The 21,295-nt window shown below is 40.6% G+C and carries 22 protein-coding genes and 1 pseudogene; 3 read left to right on the forward strand and 20 right to left on the reverse strand.

Going from position 1 to position 21,295, the window contains the following annotated elements:
- The 14 genes and pseudogenes from MV676_RS07950 to MV676_RS08015 form a co-directional block, all read right to left on the reverse strand.
- Positions 1 to 211, reverse strand: a pseudogene (locus MV676_RS07950) (twitching motility protein PilT); the annotation flags it as partial.
- Positions 208 to 699 (reverse strand): CarD family transcriptional regulator, encoded by a 492-nt coding sequence (locus MV676_RS07955; RefSeq protein ID WP_022846713.1) that lies wholly within the window; start codon positions 697 to 699, stop codon positions 208 to 210. The gene MV676_RS07955 and the pseudogene MV676_RS07950, both read right to left, overlap by 4 nt.
- Before the next feature lie 9 nt (positions 700 to 708).
- Positions 709 to 1,563, reverse strand: a complete 855-nt coding sequence (locus tag MV676_RS07960) for an ATP-dependent Clp protease proteolytic subunit (RefSeq protein WP_297446560.1) — start codon at positions 1,561 to 1,563, stop codon at positions 709 to 711.
- A gap of 12 nt (positions 1,564 to 1,575) precedes the next feature.
- The gene (locus tag MV676_RS07965; RefSeq protein WP_297446562.1) at positions 1,576 to 2,859 is read right to left on the reverse strand and encodes a dihydroorotase; all 1,284 of its coding nucleotides are present in this window, start codon (positions 2,857 to 2,859) and stop codon (positions 1,576 to 1,578) included.
- Positions 2,860 to 2,869: 10 nt separating this feature from the next.
- Complete coding sequence (locus MV676_RS07970; RefSeq protein WP_022846716.1) at positions 2,870 to 3,193, reverse strand: c(7)-type cytochrome triheme domain-containing protein; 324 nt, start codon at positions 3,191 to 3,193, stop codon at positions 2,870 to 2,872.
- The gene (locus MV676_RS07975) at positions 3,186 to 4,124 is read right to left on the reverse strand and encodes an aspartate carbamoyltransferase catalytic subunit (RefSeq protein WP_297446566.1); all 939 of its coding nucleotides are present in this window, start codon (positions 4,122 to 4,124) and stop codon (positions 3,186 to 3,188) included. The genes MV676_RS07970 and MV676_RS07975 overlap by 8 nt, the downstream gene beginning before the upstream one ends.
- A gap of 11 nt (positions 4,125 to 4,135) precedes the next feature.
- Positions 4,136 to 5,473 carry a histidinol dehydrogenase gene (hisD, locus tag MV676_RS07980; protein WP_297446569.1) on the reverse strand — a complete coding sequence of 446 codons (1,338 nt, stop codon included), beginning with the start codon at positions 5,471 to 5,473 and terminating at the stop codon, positions 4,136 to 4,138.
- Positions 5,470 to 6,147, reverse strand: coding sequence for a response regulator transcription factor (locus tag MV676_RS07985; protein WP_297446572.1), 678 nt, complete (start codon positions 6,145 to 6,147; stop codon positions 5,470 to 5,472). The genes hisD and MV676_RS07985 overlap by 4 nt, the downstream gene beginning before the upstream one ends.
- An 80-nt stretch (positions 6,148 to 6,227) precedes the next feature.
- The gene (cdd, locus tag MV676_RS07990) at positions 6,228 to 6,605 is read right to left on the reverse strand and encodes a cytidine deaminase (RefSeq protein WP_022846720.1); all 378 of its coding nucleotides are present in this window, start codon (positions 6,603 to 6,605) and stop codon (positions 6,228 to 6,230) included.
- Positions 6,595 to 7,956 carry an alanine racemase gene (locus MV676_RS07995; RefSeq protein ID WP_297446575.1) on the reverse strand — a complete coding sequence of 454 codons (1,362 nt, stop codon included), beginning with the start codon at positions 7,954 to 7,956 and terminating at the stop codon, positions 6,595 to 6,597. Before MV676_RS07995 ends, cdd begins: the two co-directional genes overlap by 11 nt.
- Positions 7,953 to 8,981, reverse strand: a complete 1,029-nt coding sequence (locus MV676_RS08000) for an ATP-grasp domain-containing protein (RefSeq protein ID WP_297446577.1) — start codon at positions 8,979 to 8,981, stop codon at positions 7,953 to 7,955. Before MV676_RS08000 ends, MV676_RS07995 begins: the two co-directional genes overlap by 4 nt.
- Positions 8,974 to 9,234, reverse strand: coding sequence for an HPr-rel-A system PqqD family peptide chaperone (locus MV676_RS08005; protein WP_022846723.1), 261 nt, complete (start codon positions 9,232 to 9,234; stop codon positions 8,974 to 8,976). Before MV676_RS08005 ends, MV676_RS08000 begins: the two co-directional genes overlap by 8 nt.
- Positions 9,235 to 9,247: 13 nt before the next feature.
- Positions 9,248 to 10,045, reverse strand: coding sequence for a DUF4405 domain-containing protein (locus tag MV676_RS08010; RefSeq protein ID WP_297446580.1), 798 nt, complete (start codon positions 10,043 to 10,045; stop codon positions 9,248 to 9,250).
- 53 nt (positions 10,046 to 10,098) lie between these two features.
- Complete coding sequence (locus MV676_RS08015; RefSeq protein WP_297446584.1) at positions 10,099 to 11,121, reverse strand: DUF2202 domain-containing protein; 1,023 nt, start codon at positions 11,119 to 11,121, stop codon at positions 10,099 to 10,101.
- A 168-nt stretch (positions 11,122 to 11,289) separates the two neighbouring features.
- Between MV676_RS08015 and MV676_RS08020 the strand changes: the two genes are divergently transcribed.
- On the forward strand, positions 11,290 to 11,997 hold the full coding sequence (locus MV676_RS08020) for an aminotransferase class IV (protein ID WP_022846726.1): 708 nt from the start codon (positions 11,290 to 11,292) through the stop codon (positions 11,995 to 11,997).
- Between the two features lie 31 nt (positions 11,998 to 12,028).
- On the opposite strand, the gene MV676_RS08025 is transcribed toward MV676_RS08020, so the two are convergent.
- From MV676_RS08025 to argH, 4 genes are read right to left on the reverse strand one after another with little or no spacing between them, the layout of a single operon-like run.
- Entirely contained in the window at positions 12,029 to 13,315 is a 1,287-nt protein-coding gene (locus MV676_RS08025) for a S41 family peptidase (protein ID WP_022846727.1), read from the reverse strand.
- A complete protein-coding gene (locus tag MV676_RS08030) occupies positions 13,312 to 14,253 on the reverse strand; it encodes a transketolase family protein (protein WP_297446589.1) in 942 nt (313 codons plus the stop codon). Before MV676_RS08030 ends, MV676_RS08025 begins: the two co-directional genes overlap by 4 nt.
- Positions 14,254 to 14,287: 34 nt before the next feature.
- A complete protein-coding gene (locus MV676_RS08035; protein WP_297446591.1) occupies positions 14,288 to 15,151 on the reverse strand; it encodes a transketolase in 864 nt (287 codons plus the stop codon).
- The gene (argH, locus tag MV676_RS08040; protein ID WP_297446594.1) at positions 15,148 to 16,548 is read right to left on the reverse strand and encodes an argininosuccinate lyase; all 1,401 of its coding nucleotides are present in this window, start codon (positions 16,546 to 16,548) and stop codon (positions 15,148 to 15,150) included. The genes MV676_RS08035 and argH overlap by 4 nt, the downstream gene beginning before the upstream one ends.
- Positions 16,549 to 16,611: 63 nt before the next feature.
- Here argH and guaB point away from each other — a divergent pair, with 63 nt between their 5' ends.
- Together guaB and MV676_RS08050 are read left to right on the forward strand one after the other, a co-directional pair.
- The gene (gene guaB, locus MV676_RS08045) at positions 16,612 to 18,078 is read left to right on the forward strand and encodes an IMP dehydrogenase (RefSeq protein WP_297446597.1); all 1,467 of its coding nucleotides are present in this window, start codon (positions 16,612 to 16,614) and stop codon (positions 18,076 to 18,078) included.
- A gap of 193 nt (positions 18,079 to 18,271) precedes the next feature.
- Complete coding sequence (locus tag MV676_RS08050) at positions 18,272 to 18,463, forward strand: hypothetical protein (RefSeq protein ID WP_297446598.1); 192 nt, start codon at positions 18,272 to 18,274, stop codon at positions 18,461 to 18,463.
- Here MV676_RS08050 and MV676_RS08055 read toward each other — a convergent pair.
- Together MV676_RS08055 and lon are read right to left on the reverse strand one after the other, a co-directional pair.
- Positions 18,460 to 19,317, reverse strand: coding sequence for an MnmC family methyltransferase (locus MV676_RS08055; protein ID WP_297446600.1), 858 nt, complete (start codon positions 19,315 to 19,317; stop codon positions 18,460 to 18,462). The genes MV676_RS08050 and MV676_RS08055 overlap by 4 nt on opposite strands.
- A partial coding sequence (gene lon / locus MV676_RS08060) for an endopeptidase La (protein WP_297446603.1) occupies positions 19,314 to 21,295 on the reverse strand: 1,982 nt, incomplete at its 5' end. The genes lon and MV676_RS08055, both read right to left, overlap by 4 nt.

The raw sequence follows: 21,295 nt of genomic DNA on the forward strand, positions 1-21,295 counted from the left end.
CTAAAAAGAAACCTGCAGAAAATACTAAAAGTCCCCTGATTTTAAACTTCTTCTGGTGAAAGACAAAAGTGTAGAGCAAAACAGCAGCAGCAGTTATAAGAATGCCTATAAACATGGATTGAGTAGCAGCGAAACCGTAGTTTCGGAAAATAAGCGTAGATACCAAAAGCAGAAAGATAAAAAAAACACCTATGAGCCTCTGTATGTTCATCTCTTTTTAACCTCTTTCAAAATCTTCCTTATTTTCTTTTTTACTTCTTTTATGTCTTTTCCCAAGGAAAGAGCTATCTCTTCCGAAAGCTTTTCAAAGGCTTCTTCAAACATACGCTTTTCCGAGTAAGAAAGTTCTTTCTCCTTCGTTCTATAAGATAGATTTCTTACAACAACCGCAAGCTCTTTTACGTCACCTGTCTTTATTCTATCAACGTTTAGCCTGTGCCTTACAGTCCACTTGCTACTTATATTTTCAGGAACTTCCGACAGAAACTGAAAGATTTCATCTATTTCCTTTTCGTCAAGTACAGGACGGATGCCCGAACTTTCAATAATATTTTCAGGAACAAGCACAGACATGTTTTTACCTAAAAGTTTAATGCGGAAGAAGAGAATCTCCCTTTCCCCCACGGTTCTTTTTTCCTCTCCTTCCACAATTCCTACACCGTGAGGCGGATAGGCAACCTTATCTCCTATTTTAATCAATGGTCTCTCCTAATGAGGTTTCTTTATCGGAACATTTTCCTTTTTAGGCTCTCCGTATGGAACCGGAATGTATTGAACGGAACTTGTTGCAGTAGGTTGATAGTAAAGTTCCATAAGGTCATAAACCTCATCCGGAACATCAGTCTTAACGTTTATTCCTATATCTTTTAAAACATCAACCGTTAGAGGATAGTCGTGGGTCCAGTAACCGCAGGTTAAAAGCTCGGCAATTTCTTCTGCCTGTTTTTCCTTTTTTCCCTTAGCTATTAAAATTCTTCTTATTGTGTTTTTCATTTGATTTAAAGCTTTCTCTGCAACATCTGCAAGAATTAAAGTTTCATCCTTTAAGTTCACATTTTTCATTTTATAAGCTTTTATAACTGAAGGAGCTGGAAACTGCCCCAACTGCGGATCAAGAGGACCGAGAACGGCGTTGGGATCCATTATAACTTCATCGGCAGCAAGGGCTATCAGTGTCCCTCCAGACATAGCGTAGTGGGGAACTATTACCCTTACAGGGCTTTTATGTTTAATAAGGGCTGAAGCGATCTGTGTTGCTGCAAGGGCAAGTCCTCCTGGCGTATGAAGTATTAAATCTATCGGCATATCATCGGGAGTCATCCTTATAGCTCTTAAAATTCTTTCAGAATCTTCTATCGTAATGTAGCGCATAATAGGAAAGCCCATAAAAGCCAATCTTTCCTGTCTGTGTATCATCGTTATTACGCGGGACTTTCGTTTCTCTTCTATTTTTCTTATAAGCCTCAACCTTGCCCATTCAATATTTTTTTGTTGAATAAGTGGCCAGAGAGAAAAAATGATTATTAACATCCAGAAAATATCAAAAAATGAACCTCCCTGCATCCTGCCTCCCTTTTAAAAATCCTTATAAACTATTTTACCATTTCTGATTGTAAGCTTTACCTTTCCCTTTAAAGGCCTGTTAAGAAAGGGGGTATTTCTACTCTTGGACTTAATCATCTCCTGCGTAAGGATGTACTCTTCGTCAGGATCAAATACGGTTATATTTGCACGGCTCCCCGGTTTAAGTGTTCCTATATCTTTCCTGTTAATAATTTCTGCCGGGTTTTTAGATAATTTTTCTACCATCTGTGAAAGTGTTAGATAACCTTTTCTCACAAGGTCAAGAGAGAGCGGAAGAAGAGTCGGAAAACCAATTATTCCAAACGGTGCATAGTTAAACTCAACCATCTTCTCATCAACAGAATGGGGAGCGTGATCGGTAGCTATTATGTCTGCAACTCCCGTTTTTAAAGCTTCTCTACAAGCTCTAACATCCTCTTCAGTCCTAAGTGGTGGTGCCATTTTAGCATTTGTATCAAATGTTCTGACCGCTTCCTCTGTTAGTGTAAAGTGGTGAGGTGTTATCTCACACGTAACGTTAACACCCTCCTTCTTTGCCTCCTCTATTATTTTTAAAGCTCCTTTAGTTGAAACATGACAGATATGAATCTTTGCTCCTGTAAGCTTCGCAACCATTATATCTCTGATAGTTCCAATCTCCTCTGCTTCGGGCGGAATACCCGGAATACCAAGGTAGGTAGAAAACCGGCCTTCGTTCATGTGCCCGCCCGCTGAAAGAGTTTTGTCCTCACTGTGACAGAAAATTGGTATTCCAAAACTTTTTGCGTAATCGAAGGCGTTCCTTAACAGTTTTGAATCTCTTGGCGTTTCTCCGTCATCTGAAACTGCAACAATTCCCGCTTCAACCATCTGACCTATTTCTGCTATCTCTTCACCTTTAAGTCCTTTAGTCAAAGCACCTACAGGGAAAACATCACACAGGTTTACCCTCTTTGCCTTTTCTATAATGTATCTTGTAACAGAAGGGTTATCGTTAACAGGACCAGTGTTGGCCATACAGCAAACAGAGGTAATACCTCCAGCAACTGCACAAAGACTTCCAGATTCAATATCTTCTTTCCATTCGTAGCCGGGATCTCTCAGGTGAGTGTGTATGTCAACAATTCCAGGCATCAAAACAAGTCCGGAAACGTCAATAATATCTTTCGCTGAAGAAGCTTCTATGTTCTTTTCAATCTTAACAATTCTGCCATTATCAATTAAAACGTCTACCTGTTTTTCTATCCCCTGAGAAGGGTCAACAACAAGAGCACCTTTTAGAAGACAGCTATCCATCTACATTTCCTCACTTAACACTGTGGCATCTTGTACACTGAGTTTTATCCTTGGCACTGAAAGCCTTCTGTCCGTTGTGGCACGTTCCGCAGTATTTTCCTGCCCATATATCTTTCATTGTAATTTTGTCGTAACCGAACTTTTTCTTAAATACTCCTGGATGGCAGGCAGAACAGTGTTCTTTTTTCACCTTGCAATGATAGACGTGGCTGAAAACAACGTCACCAGGTGCACCTTTATCTTTTGCCTTAAAAACCAAATCCTTGTTTAAAACGCCACTTTGCCCGCATCCAACAACAAATACGAAAGGTAAAATCAAAAGTGCTTTACGCATCTATCTCCTCCAGAAGTTTTTTTTCTCTGCTACAAAGTATCGTAAGAATTGCCATTCTCACGGCAAGCCCGTTCTCAACCTGATTAAATATAAAGCTTCTGTCAGAGGTTATCACATCATTATTAATTTCAACACCTCTGTTAACAGGCCCTGGATGCATTATAAGAACATCTTTTTTCATCATACCAAGCCGTTTCCTGTTAAGACCAAAGAAACGGCTGTACTCCCTTAAAGATGGAAAGACTTTTTTTGCATTAAGCCTTTCAAGTTGAATCCGCAGCAGTATCAGTACGTCTGCCACCTCAGCCACTTCTTCAAAAGTTTTCAAAACCGTAACGCCTAAAGCTTCCGGATACCTTGGCATCATCGTGGAAGGGCCGAATATAAAAAGGTTAGCACCTAACTTTTTAAAAAGAATTATGTCCGACCTTGCCACACGGCTATGAACAATATCTCCAGCTATAACAACGTTTAGACCTTTTAAACTCCCTTTGACGTCAATAATTGTCATAGCGTCAAGGAGTGCCTGAGAAGGGTGCTCGTGACATCCGTCTCCTGCATTCACTATTGAAGCTTTTATGTGTTGTTTTATCGTTTCTCCAGCACCTTCACAGGGATGCCTTAAAACAATTATATCCGGATGCATCATATCAAGGTTTTTCACCGTATCTATGAGGGTTTCTCCTTTCTTTACACTGCTGGTTGAAGCCGATATGTTTATCACGTCAGCAGAGAGAAACTTTCCAGCCTTCTCAAAAGATGTTCTTGTCCTCGTACTCGCTTCAAAAAAGAGATTAACGACACATTGTCCCCTTAAAGCTGAGAACTTTTTCTTTCCTTTTCTAAGTGTCTCCCTAATCTTGAAAGCAAGGGACATTAGATTATCAATATCTTCTTTTTCAAGCTCTTCACAGCTCAAAAGATGTTCCATTGAAAACCTCTTTAACCTTTAACGTTTTCTTCCTCTTTTGTAGAAACTTTTATACGGCTTCCCGCCCTCACCCTTGCAGCAAGGCTGTGAGCTTCAAGTCCTTCAACGTCTGCAAGGAGCGCAGTGGCCGAAGAAACTCTTTCAAAACCATCTCTGCTAACGTAAAGGACTGAACTTCTCTTTACAAAGTCATAAACTCCAAGAGGAGAGAAGAACTTAGCGCTTCCACCCGTTGGTAGAACATGATTTGGCCCAAGAACGTAATCTCCTAAAGATTCACAGGTGTAGTATCCAAGGAATATAGCACCTGCATTTTTAATAAAGTCAAGCAGGGCAAAAGGCTCTGCCGTTGCAACTTCAAGGTGTTCTGGTGCAACAATGTTTGCCACTTCACATGAATGGTAAACGTTTTCCGTGAGAAATACTGTTCCAAAATTCTCTATCGATTTTTGAGCTATTTCTTTTCTCTTAAGTGTCTTTAATTTTCTGTTTACCTCTTCAATTACAGCCTGAGCAATTCTGTCATCGTGAGTTACCAAAAAGGCACCGGCAAGTTCATCGTGTTCTGCCTGAGAGAGAAGGTCTATAGCCACCCACTCAGGATTTGCCGTTTCATCGGCTATAACCAATATTTCACTCGGACCCGCAACCATGTCAATATCAACCTGACCAAAGAGAAACTTCTTGGCAAGGGCAACATAGATGTTACCGGGACCGACTATTTTATCAACCTTCGGTATTGAAGCAGTTCCAAAAGCTATTGCCGCAACACCGTGGGCACCACCCACACGGTATATCTCATCAACACCAGATAGTTTCGCTGCTACAAGAGAGTAAGGATTTACCTCTAAACTCCCTATCGCAGGCGTTACCATTACAACTTTCTCAACACCTGCAACCTTTGCAGGAACTGCGTTCATAATAACGGAAGACGGATAAGAAGCCTTACCACCAGGAACGTATATCCCCGCACTTTCAAGGGGAATCACTTTCTGTCCCAATACCATTCCCGGTTCTGTAACAAAGTATGAATTCTCTTTCTGATGTTCGTGAAACTTTCTAACTCTATCAACGGCAAGCTTAATTGCATCTATAATTTCAGGTTTTACTTTTTCAAAAGCCTCTTCTATCTCTTCCTCTGAAACCTTAACATTTTCTGGTGTCAGTTCCACTCTATCAAACTTTTTTGCGTAGCCAAAAACGGCTGTATCGCCGTACTTTCTAACATTTTCAATTATTTCAAGAACAGATGTGGCATACTTGCTCTCAAGACCCTGACCGCGGGTCTTTATCCTGCTAAGTTCTGCATCCTCCTGCCAGTTCTCTTTACGTAAATCTACTATTCTCATTTCTCCTCCGCTGTTAGCTTGTAACCAAGACGTGGAAGTGTCTTCAAATACTTACCGTAACTTCCAAGTTTCTTCCTTAATCTGCTTATATAAACATCAAGCGTCCTCGTATTTTCACTATGTTCCTTTCCCCAAATCTTTTCTAAAAGCTCTTCCCTTGAAAAGACTTTATTGGGATTGGAAAGAAAGAGTTCCATAAGCTGGTACTCCGTTTTAGTTAACTGAACAGGCTGACCGTCAACCATTATCTCTTTTGAAACTCTGTCAAGCGTTATCCCTTTAAATGAGAGTTTTTCATTTTCAGATATTTTAAGTCGCCTATTTATGGCTCCTATTCTGGCTATTAACTCTTTTATGCTGAAAGGCTTTGTAACATAGTCATCAGCACCGTAATTAAAACTTTCAACTTTCGTATCTTCATCGCAAAGGGCAGTCAACATTATTATTGGAACATCTTTTGTTCTCTCATTTTCTCTCAAAAGTTTACATATCTCTTTACCATCCATACCTGGAAGCATTATATCTAAAATGATAAGGTCGTAATTACCAGAAAGTCCTTTATCTAACGCTTCTTTACCATCAAGCACCCAATCAACTTCAAAATTTTCTTTTTCAAGATTGTATTTGACTATTTCTCCAAGGTCTTCGTCATCTTCGACAAACAGTATCCTCATGTGAGCCTCTTAAGTACAGAGTTTCAGACGGTTAACCAATTATACCACAGATGAACAGCCATTCACCAAAGAAAAGAGCATCAGAGAGAAAATGAATGAGGAAGCAAACCACCAAGGGTAAATTTTTCTATCCTTTCATCAGAAGCAACGACAACCAAAAAGTCCCTATTGCAAAATTCTGAAAGAACCTGCCTGCATGCACCACACGGATAGGGCATTCCGTCAGGTGAATAGATTAAAATCTTCAAAAAATCCCTTACCCCTTCAGAAACAGCTTTAAACAGTGCAACCCTCTCGGCGCACATCGTAAGTCCGTAGGACGCATTTTCTACATTTACACCTGTATAGACCTTACCTTCCTTTGTTTCTATCGCTGCTACAACACGAAAGTTTGAATACGGCGCGTAGCAGTTTTTTATATTTTCTTTAGCCACTCCAAGCAGTTCTTCAACTTTCATTTAACCTTAACCTCTCTGGAAGTCTCTCCCTTCTAACAATGTCTTCAAGAGTTTCTGCTTCCCTTATCAAATCAATTTCACCATTTTGACCTATGAGAACAACATTCGGTCTATAGCGGATAAACTGCATCCACTGCGTTACATTGTAGGCTCCGACAGGTGAAAGTATCAGATTTGTCCCTCTCGGAAGGGGCGGTAGATATGCAAGGTCATCAACAACATCAATGTTCATACAGAGAGGACCGTAAAGGACGCAAGGCTCTGAAGGTCCCTGAACTTCTCTATCAACTTCAATGTTAAAGTGGTACCAAAATGCGGTAAAGAGAATGTTGACGCCTGCATCAAGGATGTAACCTTTTCTACCGTCAGGAAGCCTTTTGGTAGCGTGAACCTGTGTTATCAGATAGCCAGCCTCGTCAACAATTGCTCTGCCACTTTCTATTATCAGCTTTGAAAAATCTCCCGGTCTCAAAGAAGAAAGAAGGGCGTTGCATACTCTATCGGCAATCTCGTCAATCGACGGAACTGCAACTTCCGGCGGTAAATAGACACCTTTAAGTCTGTTCCTTGATGGAAAACCGCCACCAATATCAATGTACTCAATCTTAAATCCAAATTCATCTTCAACTTTATAAGCAAAATCAACCATCTTTCTAACTTCTGTTTCATAGGCTTTTGGTTCAAGTATGAATGTTCCTATGTGACAGTGAAGACCGGCCAATTCAAGCTTTCCGCCAAAGGCAATACGCTTAACGGCATCAAAAGCCTGACCTGACTCTAAATTAAACCCAAACCTGCTCCACTGAGGATGGATACCCGTATCCATATTCAGCCTTATTGCAACTTTTGGCTTCACACCAAGCTCTGCTGCAACTTCCTCAAGGTCTGCAATCTCTTCAAAAGTGTCTATGTTTATCCTTGCTCCCTCAGATACAGCGACTTTAAGAGCCTCAATAGGTTTATAAGGACCATTGAAAACTATTTCGCTACCTTTGACTCCAAGTCTTCTTGCCTTGCTGTATTCAAATTCTGAAACAACTTCTGCCGTTTCACCTTCACCGTGCAGAACAGCACAAATTGCGTCAAGATAGTTTGTCTTGTAGGACCATGAAAATTCAACGTTAGGATAACGTGTGGTGAAAGCTCTTTTTATCTCTCTAAACTTTGAACGGAGGGTTTTTTCTGAGAAAACAAACAGCGGCGTGCCAAACTTTTCTACAAGATCCGCTATTTTTACACCGTCAATCTCTTTTCTTACTTTTCGGGAAAGCGGTGAGGCAAAACTTCCAAATTTATTCATCATACCAGTGTGAAGTTTAAATATCGCCGGTTTCTCGTAAGTCTTTTTCATCTTTCACCTCTCGTGACTATTTTCTGGAACGTATCCATATCGGTTACAAAATCGTCTGTAAACCTTATATAAAGCTTTCCAGCTTCGTAATCGGATTTCCTCTCAGGTTCTCTGCCAAGGGCAGCATCAAGAAGCCTTGCAGGAAGATTAATTCCAACACCAACAGAAAAATAGACCCAGGCTGGAAAACGAGGATTTATCTCTATAAGATAAATATCATCACCTGAGACGATACACTCAAGTTCAAAGGCACCTCGCCACCTGTACTTTTCAACAAAATTCTCTGCCGCTTTAAGCATTTTTTCATGTTTAACGGTAACACCTGTCCATATTTTCCCGAGTGAGGTTATCCAGAGTTTCTTTATTCCTACCATCCCGAAATGACCACCTTCACCATCACCAACACCCACAACATTCATCTCTTCACCGGAAATAACCTTTTGAACGATTATCGGATATCCCCACTCGGAGGCTATTTTGTTGAAATAGGAAGTGGCTTCCTGATAGTTAAAGGCTTTGTAAGCTTTGTAGAAAATCCCCTTTATCATAACGGGAAAACCAATTTCGTTAATGGCTGCGGTTAAATCCTCGTAGGAAACGACTATAAAACTCTCTGGCACTTTTAAACCAATATCTTTTGCTAACTCCGATACCCTATCTTTTGAACGAAGTTTAAACTGTTCTTTCGTAGGAAGGAAAGTCGATATTCCATAGCTCTTAAGCTTTTCACTGTTTGCGATAAACAGGGGAAGTTCTGCATCAAGCGTGGGTATGACTGCATCAAGCCCAGCAGTTTCTTTTATGTAGAGAAGTCTGTTGATAAACGGTTCCTCACCTTCCGAAGGATACGGCATTATGTAAACCCTGTTAATCAACCAATCCATGTAAACGCCCGGTTCCATCGCATCGTATGCCAATCCAACTATCGCTGTTTCTTTATATTTCTCTTTAATGCCTTTTATAACCCCAATACCCGGACCTGGATTGTCAACAGCGTTTACTCCGGAGACGGCAACTTTACACATTTTCTTCTCCCTCTCGACCTGCAAGTCCTAAAAGTCTCAATTGCTCAATAAAATCAGTAACATCTCTCGTCGCCTCTTCCCTGTCAACTTCAAATTCCTCAGTCAGAGCCTCAACAATATCCTCAACATCTTTACCCTCTTTAAGCAAGTTGAGAATAAACAATCCCGTTTTATTAACTGTGAAACTGTTCCCCGTTTCTGGGTCAAAGATGAAACCCTCCTCGCTTATAGCCAGTCTATTCAGTTTATTCATAACTCCTCCGCAATTACTGAGATATCATCGCAACTATATCTCTCGGTAAAACACCGTTTTTAGCCGCTATAGATCTTAACGTCTCATCAGGTAATGCCACTATTCCTTTTTTCTGCAGCTTTTCTATACACTCATCCACAGTGAGTCCATTCATTAAACAGGCTTCTTTAAGCGTCATCCTGCCAAAACCTACTCTCATTCCCGTTGTATATGTCCTTCTAACTGCCCTCTTTATAAGATTATAAACCATTGCAGGTGTAAGATGGTTATTTTCCGCTATCTCTTTTAAAGTTTCGTCTGGCGAAGCTGAAATTCCGTTTTGATGAAGTACAGAAAGAACCGTCTGAAGCGGAATGTCATCTTTCAGGCATAGCTCTTTCAAAGTCATAAGTTCAGCATGGGGTAGAGGTGCCGCAGGAAGACGTCTTTCCCAACTTTTCTTTATCTCTTGCTCAATATTGATAATGGTTGAAAATGGTGGAAGTCCGGCAATTGTAGCAGCGGTGCAGATAACGACCACCACGGCAGAAACGAGACTTTCCATTTTAACCAGGTAGTTTTTAAGAGGTTTCCAGTTTAAAATTGTATGCCATACGGCAAGAATAACCATGCCGATTCCAGATATAACATGAACTGCTTCCCACTGATCTTTTGAAAGTCCTAAAAGTCTCCATCCGCTCCAGTAAGCAACCCTCCCGTAGGGCATTATGTAAAGAACGACGCTACTTATTATCAGAACCATCAAAGTGTAAAAAAGAAAGAGACTTACAAAAACACGTGAATTGCAAGATTTAGCGGACTTCTTTTCCATTTAGCCCTCCGCTAAAATTTTAAAGGAAGGCGGACTTTCTGTCCGCCAGAAAATTATCGGTTCTGCAATTTAAATTTTCTGTTAAGCCTGTTACAATTCCTTATCTTATATGTTACTCCTCTTTTTGGATTTTTGATAGTGCAGGCCATTAGACCTTTTATGTTTCTAAACCTCCAGAACGGTGGCACGTAGCCGGTAACCTCTATCGTATCACCGGGAACAATATCAAGTGAGGGGTAAAGCCATATAGGTGCAACCGCTATCTCTTCCCTTCCATTCGGTGTTTTTACTTCAACTACCCACCATATAACCTTTTTGTTACCATAACCTGGACGCTGGTAAACTTTCGTAACCTTTCCACTTACGGTTATTGTTTGATAAGCAGCAACACTTCTCCCGTTATCTCCATAAACAACGCCTGCCTCGTGCTTTGAACCGACAATAGCTCTGTATTCAGCAGGCGTTATAAATTTAGGTTTATATTCTATACCATACCTTCTCAGTATGGCCGTAAAAGCCCTCATGTGATTTCTCGAACCTTTCATAAGATTTTCATAAACAGTCGCAATGTCCCTGTTATCAGTCCTTTTTAGAGCATCCTGAAGGTCTTTTATATCAAGGTCTTCTATAGTTGCACCAACTTCAAGGGCATCTATAAGGGACTTACTACCCTGTTTCACAAGTTTTGTATAAAGTCTCTGAAGTTTCTTATTCTCAAATTTCCCAAGTTTATCTCCCGTCCTTGCAACAGGATCCTTAAGGTTGTACCTATCAATCAAAAACTTAAGCATGTCCATGTGCCTCTGCTCTGAACGGGCAATGTTTCTGAAAACCGGCATCTGCCACATTTCATAAAGAGCTGTGTAAACGTCCCTTGCTAATTTTTCCTCCTCTCTCATATGAAGAAGGTCTTTAATCTCCTGCTTACTGAGAGGCTGTTTTGGAAGTGATGCCACGTAGGCAGGGCCTATCCCCGGTAAAACAGTCGCATTTGTTGCAGCGCTAACTGTTGCACATGAAAATAGATTTCCCGCAAGAACCACTCCAGATAGTAGAACCGTTATTAACTTTCTCATAGCTTCCTCCTTTAGATTGATTTCTAACTCTGCTGCTTATACGAGCAAGTACCGTGCCAAAATTTCCTTAACGGCTGCATCTCCTTGTTTCCAGTTCTATCAAAGATTTTGTAGAATTTTCCCGGCTTTGCAGTCGGAAATTTTTCCGAAATAGGGGGTAATTTTTCCGTGGAATTTGAACTTTTCGAAACGGTAAGGGTTGAAAACAGAAAGGCAATCTTCATTGACAGACACTACGAAAGAATACAAAGAAGTGCTATTATTCTAAAGATTCCGTTTAACTTGCCAAAAGAGGATTTCAAAACATTGATAGAAGACGCAGCCCCCGAATCTGGCAATTACCTTGTTAAATTCACACTGTCTTACAGTGGAAAAACCTCTATATCTTTTAGGGAATGTCAAATTCCTGGAGAAATTTCTCTCATGTTTTCCGACAGGATAAAAAGAAAAAACGATTTCCTCTCAAGGCACAAAACGTCGTCCATATACGAGTCAATTATCGCCGTTCAAGCTGCCAGAGAAAAAGGATTCACAGAGGTAATACTTTCAGACACTAAAGGCTTTATCTCCGAAACTGCCTTCGCCAACATCTTTTTTGTAAAAAATGGTGTCTTTTTCACACCTTCACTTGAAACGGGATGCCTTCCGGGAACAAGAAGAGCTATAGTTTTAGAAATTTTAAAAGAAATGAACGTTCCCGTTTTCGAAGGATTCTTCACAAAAGAGAAGATTCTAAAAGCTGACGAAGTGTTAATAACAAGCACAAGGTATGATGTTGTTTCCGTTCACAGAATAGAAGACAAAAATTTCAACCTTGCAGGAAAAACCTGGGGAGAAAGACTAAAAAAGGTGATGGATTTGATCAAATTTAAATAATGGGGAAGGAAAAACCCTCCCCAAAAAGTTATCAGGCTGCCTTTTTAACTTCCTGATTTTCCATTTTTTGAAAGAGCTTAAACTCTTTTATAACTTCAATAGCCCTCTTAAGCTGATTGTCTATTCTTTTCTCTTTCTCTTTCCTCAGCTCCTCTGTTTTTTCAGGATGCTCTTCCATCTCCTTAGCTTCTTTCTTGAGGAAATCGATATCTTCCTGAGAAAGTTTAACCTCTATATCGGGTGTTATGCCTTTACCGTCAATACATTTATGGTTAGGCATGTAATATCTCGCAGTCGTTATCTTAACACCATATCCCATTTCAAGAGGGAAAAGTGTCTGAACAGAACCTTTTCCGAAAGTCTTTTCACCAACAACTATCGCCCTATCGTTATACCTTAAAGCGCCTGTAAGAATCTCTGCAGCACTTGCCGTTCCACCGTTAACAAGCATCACAACAGGAATGTCTTCAGGAACTATCGGTGGATTTTCTGAGTAGAATTTCTGATTGCTGTCCGGGATTCTACCTTTTGTATAAACAATTAAATCCCCTTCAGGAAGGAAGTAATCACTTATTTCAACTGCCGAATCAAGCAATCCACCTGGATTGTTCCTCACGTCAACAATTATACCTTCAAGATGCTTATCCTTCAAAAGACTTTTAAGTGCTTTCCTGAACTCATCAGGTGAATTTGCCTGAAACATTGTAAACCTAATATATCCAATATCTCCCTTGAGCTTTTTGTATTTGACACTTTTTATTTTGATTATAGCCCTTGTAATGGTAAAAGTTTTTGGCTTATCCCAGCCTTTTCTCATCACCTTTATTGTAACTTTCGTTCCCGGCTTACCTCTCATCATCTTTACAGCATCCATGAGGCTCATCTCCGGCGTAAACGGCTTACCGTCTATTTCAACTATGATATCGCCAGGTTTAAGGCCAGCCCTATAGGCCGGTGTGTCCTCTATTGGGGTTATTATCAACAGCTTACCGTCTTTAGTCTTTGTTATTTGAATGCCCAAACCACCAAACTCTCCCCTCGTTTCAACTTCAAACTCTTTAAAATCTTCCGGCGTAAAGAGAACGGAATGGGGGTCAAGCTTTGAAAGCATCCCCTGAATCGCACCTTCAAAAAGCTTTTTAGGACTTACAGGGTCAACGTACTTTTCTTTAACAAGGTGGTAAACTTCTGTAAAGAGAGAGATGTAAGAAAGCTCTCCACCATTATCATTTTTTGAGGCAAAACCTGAAGTTACAATGGCAAATGAAAAAAGCACAAAAGCTAAAACGAACAGTCCCTTTTTCACAGATTTTTTCATCTTTTCTTCCTCTCAAGAACCTTTCTAATTTTCTCAATTATACCGCTTGCATCCAAATTATAATATTTTACAAGTTCCCAGGCTTTTCCAGAACGGCCAAAAATGTCAGGTGTCCCAACTCTCTCCATAGGAACCGGTACCGTCTCCACAAGGGCTTCAGCAACTGCAGACCCAAGACCACCAATGATTGAATGTTCTTCGGCAGTAACTACCGCACCTGTTTTTGCAGCCGATTCAGCAAGAAGTTCTCTATCTATAGGTTTAACTGTTGGCATGTGGATAACTTCAACAGATATACCTTCCTTCTCAAGAACCTCAGCCGCTTCAAGTGCAAATGATGTTTCTAAACCGTTTGCAACGACGGTTACATCTTCACCACTTCTTAACACATATCCTTTTCCTATTTCAAACTTGTAGTTTCCGTCAAAAATTCTTGGAAACTTCTCTCTTGTCAACCTGACATAAAAAGGACCAGCCGTGTATGCAACCTTTTCTATTACCTGCTTTGTCTCTATATCATCGGCAGGAACTATCACCCTCATATTTGGAATATTTCTCATATTTGCCACATCTTCCAAAGCCTGATGAGTTGCACCATCCTCTCCAACGGTTATTCCACCGTGAGTACACACAATCTTAACATTAAGCTCAGGATAACAGACCATCTGTCGTACCGCTTCCCATGCCCTTCCGGTAGCAAATATAGCAAATGTGCTAACAAAAACGATTTTCCCTGTCGTTGCAAGTCCAGCTGCTGTATTTATCATATTAATCTCAGCAATACCCATGTTGAAAAACCTCTCCGGAAAAACCTTTCCAAACTTTCCCGATTTAGTCGAACCGGAAAGGTCAGCATCAAGAACAACAATCCTGTCGTCCTTCTTGCCAAGTTCTACCAAGGTATCACCGTATGCATCCCTAAGACTTACTTTCTGCATTTTTCCTCCTCAAATATAAAGCAAGCTTTTTCTTTTAAACAAGCTCTCCCAACTCTTTAAGAGCCTCTTTCAACTGCTCTGGTGAAAGTGCCTTTCCATGCCATTCAGCACGGTTCTCCATGAAAGAGACACCTTTTCCTTTCACAGTCTTTGCAACAATCATCGTAGGCTTGTACTTTATGCTGTCAGCTTCATCAAGAGCCGCTCTTATCTCATCAAAATCGTGTCCGTTTATCTCCATAACATGCCAGCCAAAAGCCTTCCACTTTTCCATTGCCGGATATATAGACATAACCTCATCAACAGGACCATCTATCTGAAGGTTGTTGTTATCAAGAATCACACATAAGTTATCAAGGTTGTAGTGAAATGCTGCCATTGACGCTTCCCAGACGCTTCCCTCCTGAGCTTCACCATCACCAATAACACAATAAATTTTTGAATCAAGACCTGAAAGTTTTGAACCTAAGGCCATTCCAACAGCAGCACCTATTCCAAGACCAAGCGAACCGGTAGAAATCTCTATACCCGGTGTTTTCAACATATCCGGATGTCCCTGAAGGCTGCCATCAATCTTTCTAAACGTCATTAAATTTTCAACAGGAAAGTATCCACACCTTGCAAGAACAGAATAAAGAGCTGGACTGACATGACCTTTAGAAAGAACAAATCTGTCTCTCTCTTCCCAGTGGGGATTATCAGGATTGTGTCTCATCTTGTAGTAATAGAGTGTAACCAAGATATCTGTAACAGACATTGAACCGCCTGGATGACCTGAATTTGCATTTGTTGTCATTTTTAGAATATCCTTCCTGACCTCCCTTGCAATTACCCTTAATGTACTGTTATCTATATCCCTGTTCCTTTCCATAAAAAACTGAGGTTCAAACCTTATCATTCTTCCTCCTTAAAACCTTCTTCTGTTTCTATTTTCTCAAGCTCTTTTAACACCTGTTCTTTAGCAGTTCCACCTATGATGTTTCTACTTGAAGTGGAACCTTCTACACTCATTAAATTTAAAACATCTCCGTCAAATGCGTCCGAAAACTGTTTAAATTCTTCTATCGTCATTGATTCAAGCGTTTTTTTGTTATCAAGACAGTAAGCAACGATTTCACCAACAATCCTGTGAGCATCCCTAAATGGAACACCTTTCTTTGCAAGATAGTCCGCAACATCGGTAGCAAGGGAAAAACCTTTTGAGGCCTGAACCTTCATTCTATCTTTTTTGGGCTTCATTTCCTTTACGACCCTTGAGTTTACGGCAAGGGCAAGTTTAACTGTATCTATTGCATCAAATAGAGGCTCTTTATCCTCCTGCAAATCTCTATTGTAGGTCATCGGAAGCCCTTTAATGATGGTAAGAATAGCCACAAGATCACCGTAAACTCTACCTGTTTTTCCCCTTGTAAGCTCTGAAACATCAGGATTTTTCTTTTGAGGCATTATGGAACTTCCCGTACAGAAAGCATCCGGTAAATCTATAAATCCAAACTCTTCCGTTGACCAGAGAATCAACTCTTCTGAAAGTCTTGAAAGGTGGGCCATTACAAGAGCACAGTTAAAAATCGTTTCAGCAACAAAGTCTCTATCACTTACCGCATCCATGCTGTTTCTTGATACAGAATCAAACCCTAAAAGGGAAGCAGTAAACTCTCTGTCAAGGGGATAACTTGTTCCCGCTAAAGCCGCAGAACCAAGAGGCATAACATTTACTCTTTTTAATGTGTCTTTAAAACGCTCCTCATCCCGTTTAAACATCTGATAGTAAGCAAGCATGTGGTGAGCATACAGGACAGGTTGGGCTATCTGAAGGTGCGTATAACCGGGCATAATTACATCAATATATTTCTTTGCCTGAAGATAAAAGGCTTCCCTTAACTTTTTTAAAAGAGAAATAATCTCGTTTATTTCATGCCTTACGTAAAGTCTCACATCTGTGGCAACCTGGTCGTTTCTTGATCTTCCTGTATGCAGCTTACCACCAACAGGACCTATCTTTTCAATAAGCTTCTTTTCTATGTTCATATGAACGTCTTCAAGTTCCTGCTTCCATTCAAACTTTCCCTCTTCTATCTCTCTTAAAATTTCTTTAAGACCATCAACTATTTTTTTTGCTTCTTCTTCTTTGAGTATTCCCTGTTTTGCAAGCATCGTAACGTGAGCGATGCTACCTGCAATGTCAAATGGCGCAAGCCTTCTATCGTAAGATACCGATTCTGTGTACTTTTCTACAAGAGCGTCTGTAGACTCCTTAAATCTGCCACCCCACAACTTTTTTCCGCTTTCAGCCATTAAACCTCCTTGTTTATTCGGTTGGTTGTAATTATAATTCAAAAAAGCAAAAAGGAGGATAAAATGCTTGATGAACACGTAAAAGAGGCCCTGACTTTTGATGATGTTCTACTTGTTCCTAACTACTCAGAAGTTTTACCTACGCAGGTTGACGTTTCAACACAGTTAACAAAAAAAATCAGGTTGAACATTCCTATAATGAGTGCCGCCATGGATACCGTTACCGAAGCAGACCTTGCCATCGCAATCGCAAGACAGGGCGGTATAGGTATTATTCACAAAAACATGACAATAGAAGAACAGGCGGAAGAAGTAGATAGAGTAAAGAGGTCTGAAAGTGGAATGATCGTTAAGCCTGTCACCGTCTCTCCTGAACAGACAATAGCAGATGCTGAAGCCCTTATGAGAAAGTATAAAATATCAGGCCTTCCCGTTACAGATCAAAATGGAAAACTACTCGGTATCATCACAAACAGAGACATAAGGTTTGTCAAAAATTTCACCATAAAAATATCAGAAGTTATGACAAAGGAAGATTTAAAAACCGTTCCCGTTGGAACAACCCTTGAGCAGGCAAAAGAAATTCTTCACAAGTACAAAATTGAAAAGCTCCCTGTAGTTGATGAAAATGGATATCTCAAAGGTTTAATTACTATCAAAGACATTGAAAAGAAAGAAAAGTATCCTCTTGCCAGCAAGGACGAACTCGGAAGATTAATGGTTGGAGCAGCTGTTGGTGTTGGTCCTGACGCACTGGAAAGGGTAACAGCACTCGTTGAAGCCGGTGTTGACATTATCGTAATTGATACCGCCCACGGCCACTCTAAAAAGGTTCTCGAAACAGTAGAAAGTGTAAAAGCAGAATTTCCTGAACTTGACGTAATCGCTGGAAACGTTGCCACAGCAGAAGCAACAGAAGCACTCATTAAGGCAGGTGCCGACGCGGTAAAAGTGGGAATCGGCCCCGGTTCAATATGTACTACAAGAATTGTTGCAGGCGTTGGTGTCCCGCAACTTACGGCCATTGCCGAGTGTGTTAAAGTTGCCGATAAATACGGCATAAGCATCATTGCCGATGGTGGTATAAAATTCTCCGGTGACGTTGCAAAAGCCATAGGAGCCGGAGCAAGAGTTGTAATGATAGGAAGCCTCTTTGCCGGAACAAAAGAGAGCCCGGGCGAACTTATCCTCTATCAGGGAAGAAGTTACAAGGTTTATAGAGGCATGGGGTCTCTCGGTGCAATGAAAAAGGGAAGCAAAGACAGATACTTCCAGTCTGAAGTTGAAGAGAAAAAGCTTGTTCCAGAAGGTATTGAAGGTATGGTTCCATACAGAGGACCTCTTGCTGACACGATCCATCAGCTTGTCGGCGGACTAAAAGCGGGAATGGGATACTGCGGTGCCGCTAACATAGAAGAGATGAGAAAGAAAGCAAGATTTGTTAAGATAACAGCTTCCGGACTTAAAGAGTCCCACGTTCACGATGTAATCATCACAAAAGAAGCTCCAAACTATTGGATTGAAAGATAAAATTATGCCCCTCTCGGGGGCTTCTTCATTCACACACAGACTCTATTATTTCTACTATTTCATCAGCACTTTCAATATTTGCAACGTAAAACTTTAAATAGTGTCTTTCATCTATGTAAATAGCAAAAACGGTGACTAGTGTAATGACAAAAATTAAAAAGAGTAATAGCTCTCTTTATAAGCGTCATTTTAAATGCCACAAAACGAAAAGGAAAAGGCCGTTTTTGAATTCATGAAAGAGAAAGGCAAGCCAGTTCGTCCCGGTGACGTTGCAAAAGCGATTGGTATGGAAAGCAAAGAGGTTTCTAAAATCATCAAATCTTTGAGAGAAAAAGGGCTTGTTAACTCACCAAAAAGATGTTACTACGCACCTGTTGAAAGTTAATAGATACATTCAAAGGGATACACTCTGTTTAAAAGATAGATACAGCCGTTCCGCCGGTTTTTTATTAGGGCCGGCGGATCATTCAAATAAGGATCCCTGTAAGGAACGGCAAAAATTGAACTTTCAAGTTTTCTTTTCAACTTATCAGGCAAAACAGTTTCAGCACCTTTAACCGCCACTGTACTTTTACTTTTTCTACCGACGGCTATTCCTTCCCTAACACCAAAACCAGCCATCTGCAAAGCCTTTCTAACAGGTAAAGATGAAGAATATGTGGCAAGTATCCCCCCTTTTCTAACCATTTCAGAAATTTTCTTAAAGAAATCAAAACTCCAGAGTTCTGGATTGACTTTTGGAGAAAAGGGATCGTGAAAAACAACGTCAAAAAAATCTCTATAACTGTCAGAAATTCTTTTTACAACACCTCTTCCTTCACCGATAAAAACTCTAACACCAAGTTCTTTGTCACAATAGTTGAGAGTCAGGAAACCGTCTTCAAAAGAACGATTTCTCAAAAGTTCTTTCAACACCACTTTAAAACCTGACATATCTCCCCAGTCAAGCCGGAGAGAAGCCTTTATAACATCTATATCTTTTTCAAAACCGATAATCAGAAGGCGCCTTCCAGCCTCAGAAGCAACTTTAACGGCAGATACGGAATTAAAACCGAGGCCAAAGCAAACATCAAGAATTTTTAAATCTCTTTCTCTTAAGGTTTCCCTTACCCTACAGGGCTTTATAAACTTTTCCTCTGCTTCCCTGAAAGCACCTGCTGTTATAGAATGATAAGGCTCTCCATACTCTTCCGAAAAAAAAGTAGGAGAGCCGTCAGCGGTTATTATCTTTTTTATCATTTCACAGTAGCTGTTTTTCTGTGCTTCTTCGTTTTAGATTTGTGAATGGCAGTTTCAAAGACCTTCTCAACTCTATCAACAAAGAGAAGCTTAAGCTGTTTTTTCGCATCTTCCGGCAACTCTTCCATAACTTCCGCCCTGTTCTTGGCGGGAATGATAACGGTTTTTACACCGTACCTTAAAGCAGCAAGAATTTTCTCTTTTAAACCACCAACTGGAAGAACTTTACCACCAAGTGTTATCTCACCTGTCATTGCAACATCTTTTCTTACCTTTCTACCTGTTAAGGCTGAAAGCATTGCAGTAGCTATCGTTATACCGGCAGAAGGACCGTCTTTTGGAATGGCACCTGCAGGCACATGAACATGGATATCTATCTTCGAAAAATCCTTATCTATACCGTAGTCCTGTGCATGTGCCCTAATAAATCCAAGAGCAGCCTGTGCGGACTCTTTCATTACATCACCGAGACGTCCCGTCAGGATAAGCTTACCAGTTCCCGGCGTTACTATCGCCTCTACAAAAAGAACGTCTCCACCGGCGGCCGTCCAGGCAAGACCCGTAACAACTCCCACTTCATCCTCACCAAGTTCCATTTCAGGAATAAATTTCGGAGCGCCTAAAATCTCCTCCACACGTTTCTTTGTAATAACATACTTTTTCTCTTTTCCCTCACTTATCCAGAGGGCAACTTTTCTACAGACCGCTGCTATTTTCCTATCAAGGTTCCTCACACCAGCTTCTTTCGTGTAATGTCTTATTATGTGAATAACAGCATCGTCTCTAAATTGAATATCCTTTGTCGTCAAAGCGTGGTTTTTTATCTGCTTTGGAATTATGTACTTTTTGGCTATGTTAAGTTTTTCTTCTTCCGTGTACCCTGGAATATTTATAACCTCAAGTCTGTCGTAGAGAGGTTCCGGAATGGTATACGGTGTATTTGCAGTAGCTATAAAAAGTACCTCTGAAAGGTCAAAAGGCTGGTTTATATAGTTATCAACAAACTCTTTGTTCTGCTCAGGGTCAAGAACTTCAAGAAGTGCCGCCGCTGGATCACCCCTGAAATCAGAAGACATCTTATCTATTTCATCAAGAAGAATTACCGGATTTTTTGTTCCCGCTTTCCTCAATGCCTGAACAATCTTACCGGGCATAGCACCTACATAGGTTCTTCTGTGACCACGGATTTCCGCCTCATCTCTCACACCACCAAGAGATATCCTCACAAACTTCCTCCCCATAGCTCTTGCAATGGAACGGGCAAGAGATGTTTTACCAACACCCGGCGGTCCAACAAAACAAATGGTTGGCTGCTTTATAGAGTAAGACTTTTTCTTCCTCTTCTTCATAAGAGCTTTTACAGCAAGAAATTCAAGAATTCTATTCTTAACCTTCTCAAGGTCGTAGTGATCCTCATCAAGAATCTTCTTTGCCCTTTCAATATCAAGTTTATCTCTTGAACGTTTTGACCACGGAAGCTCAATCATCCATTCTATATAAGTTCTTAGAACGGCTGCTTCAGCAGATTCCGGATGCATTTTTTCAAGTCTTGAAAGCTCTTTTAAGACAGCTTCCTCAACCTCTTCAGGCATCTTTGCCTTTTTAATCTTTTTTCTGTACTCCTCTATCTCCTTACTTTTCTCTTCTTCTTCACCAAGCTCCTTCCTTATAGCTCTAAGCTGTTGCTTGAGGAAGTATTCCCTCTGCTCTTTTTCCATAGATTCCCGGGCTTTTGTCCTTATCAGTTCTTGAATCTCAAGGACTCTCATTTCGTGTTCAAGTTTCTTGCTTATCTTCTTGAGTCTCTCAACCGGATCAGTAGTAGAAAGAAGGTCTGCAGCCTCCTCGGTATTAAGCTCTATCTGTCCAGCAATGAGATCTGCAAGTCTGCCCGGGTCTTCAATACTCCTTAAAATTGCCACCATATCTGGTGGTATCTGCTTCCCAAGGGCGACAATCCTTTCTATCTGATCCTTTA

The sequence above is a fragment of the Desulfurobacterium sp. genome, assembly GCF_027028515.1.
Classification (GTDB): Bacteria; Aquificota; Aquificia; order Desulfurobacteriales; family Desulfurobacteriaceae; genus Desulfurobacterium_A.

Coding starts and splice junctions, on each gene's coding strand:
- MV676_RS08010 (WP_297446580.1), bottom strand. CDS start 10,045: ATGGAAAAGAAGTCCGCTAAATCTTGCAATTCACGTGTTTTTGTAAGT.
- MV676_RS07995 (WP_297446575.1), bottom strand. CDS start 7,956: ATGAAAAAGACTTACGAGAAACCGGCGATATTTAAACTTCACACTGGT.
- MV676_RS08015 (WP_297446584.1), bottom strand. CDS start 11,121: ATGAGAAAGTTAATAACGGTTCTACTATCTGGAGTGGTTCTTGCGGGA.
- MV676_RS07960 (WP_297446560.1), bottom strand. CDS start 1,563: ATGCAGGGAGGTTCATTTTTTGATATTTTCTGGATGTTAATAATCATT.
- MV676_RS07965 (WP_297446562.1), bottom strand. CDS start 2,859: ATGGATAGCTGTCTTCTAAAAGGTGCTCTTGTTGTTGACCCTTCTCAG.
- MV676_RS08055 (WP_297446600.1), bottom strand. CDS start 19,317: ATGATAAAAAAGATAATAACCGCTGACGGCTCTCCTACTTTTTTTTCG.
- hisD (WP_297446569.1), bottom strand. CDS start 5,473: ATGAGAATAGTAGATTTACGTAAAGAGAACTGGCAGGAGGATGCAGAA.
- MV676_RS08030 (WP_297446589.1), bottom strand. CDS start 14,253: ATGCAGAAAGTAAGTCTTAGGGATGCATACGGTGATACCTTGGTAGAA.
- MV676_RS08035 (WP_297446591.1), bottom strand. CDS start 15,151: ATGATAAGGTTTGAACCTCAGTTTTTTATGGAAAGGAACAGGGATATA.
- guaB (WP_297446597.1), top strand. CDS start 16,612: ATGCTTGATGAACACGTAAAAGAGGCCCTGACTTTTGATGATGTTCTA.
- argH (WP_297446594.1), bottom strand. CDS start 16,548: ATGGCTGAAAGCGGAAAAAAGTTGTGGGGTGGCAGATTTAAGGAGTCT.
- MV676_RS07970 (WP_022846716.1), bottom strand. CDS start 3,193: ATGCGTAAAGCACTTTTGATTTTACCTTTCGTATTTGTTGTTGGATGC.
- MV676_RS08000 (WP_297446577.1), bottom strand. CDS start 8,981: ATGTGTAAAGTTGCCGTCTCCGGAGTAAACGCTGTTGACAATCCAGGT.
- cdd (WP_022846720.1), bottom strand. CDS start 6,605: ATGAAAGTTGAAGAACTGCTTGGAGTGGCTAAAGAAAATATAAAAAAC.
- MV676_RS08005 (WP_022846723.1), bottom strand. CDS start 9,234: ATGAATAAACTGAATAGACTGGCTATAAGCGAGGAGGGTTTCATCTTT.
- MV676_RS08050 (WP_297446598.1), top strand. CDS start 18,272: ATGCCACAAAACGAAAAGGAAAAGGCCGTTTTTGAATTCATGAAAGAG.
- MV676_RS07985 (WP_297446572.1), bottom strand. CDS start 6,147: ATGAGGATACTGTTTGTCGAAGATGACGAAGACCTTGGAGAAATAGTC.
- MV676_RS08025 (WP_022846727.1), bottom strand. CDS start 13,315: ATGAAAAAATCTGTGAAAAAGGGACTGTTCGTTTTAGCTTTTGTGCTT.
- MV676_RS07975 (WP_297446566.1), bottom strand. CDS start 4,124: ATGGAACATCTTTTGAGCTGTGAAGAGCTTGAAAAAGAAGATATTGAT.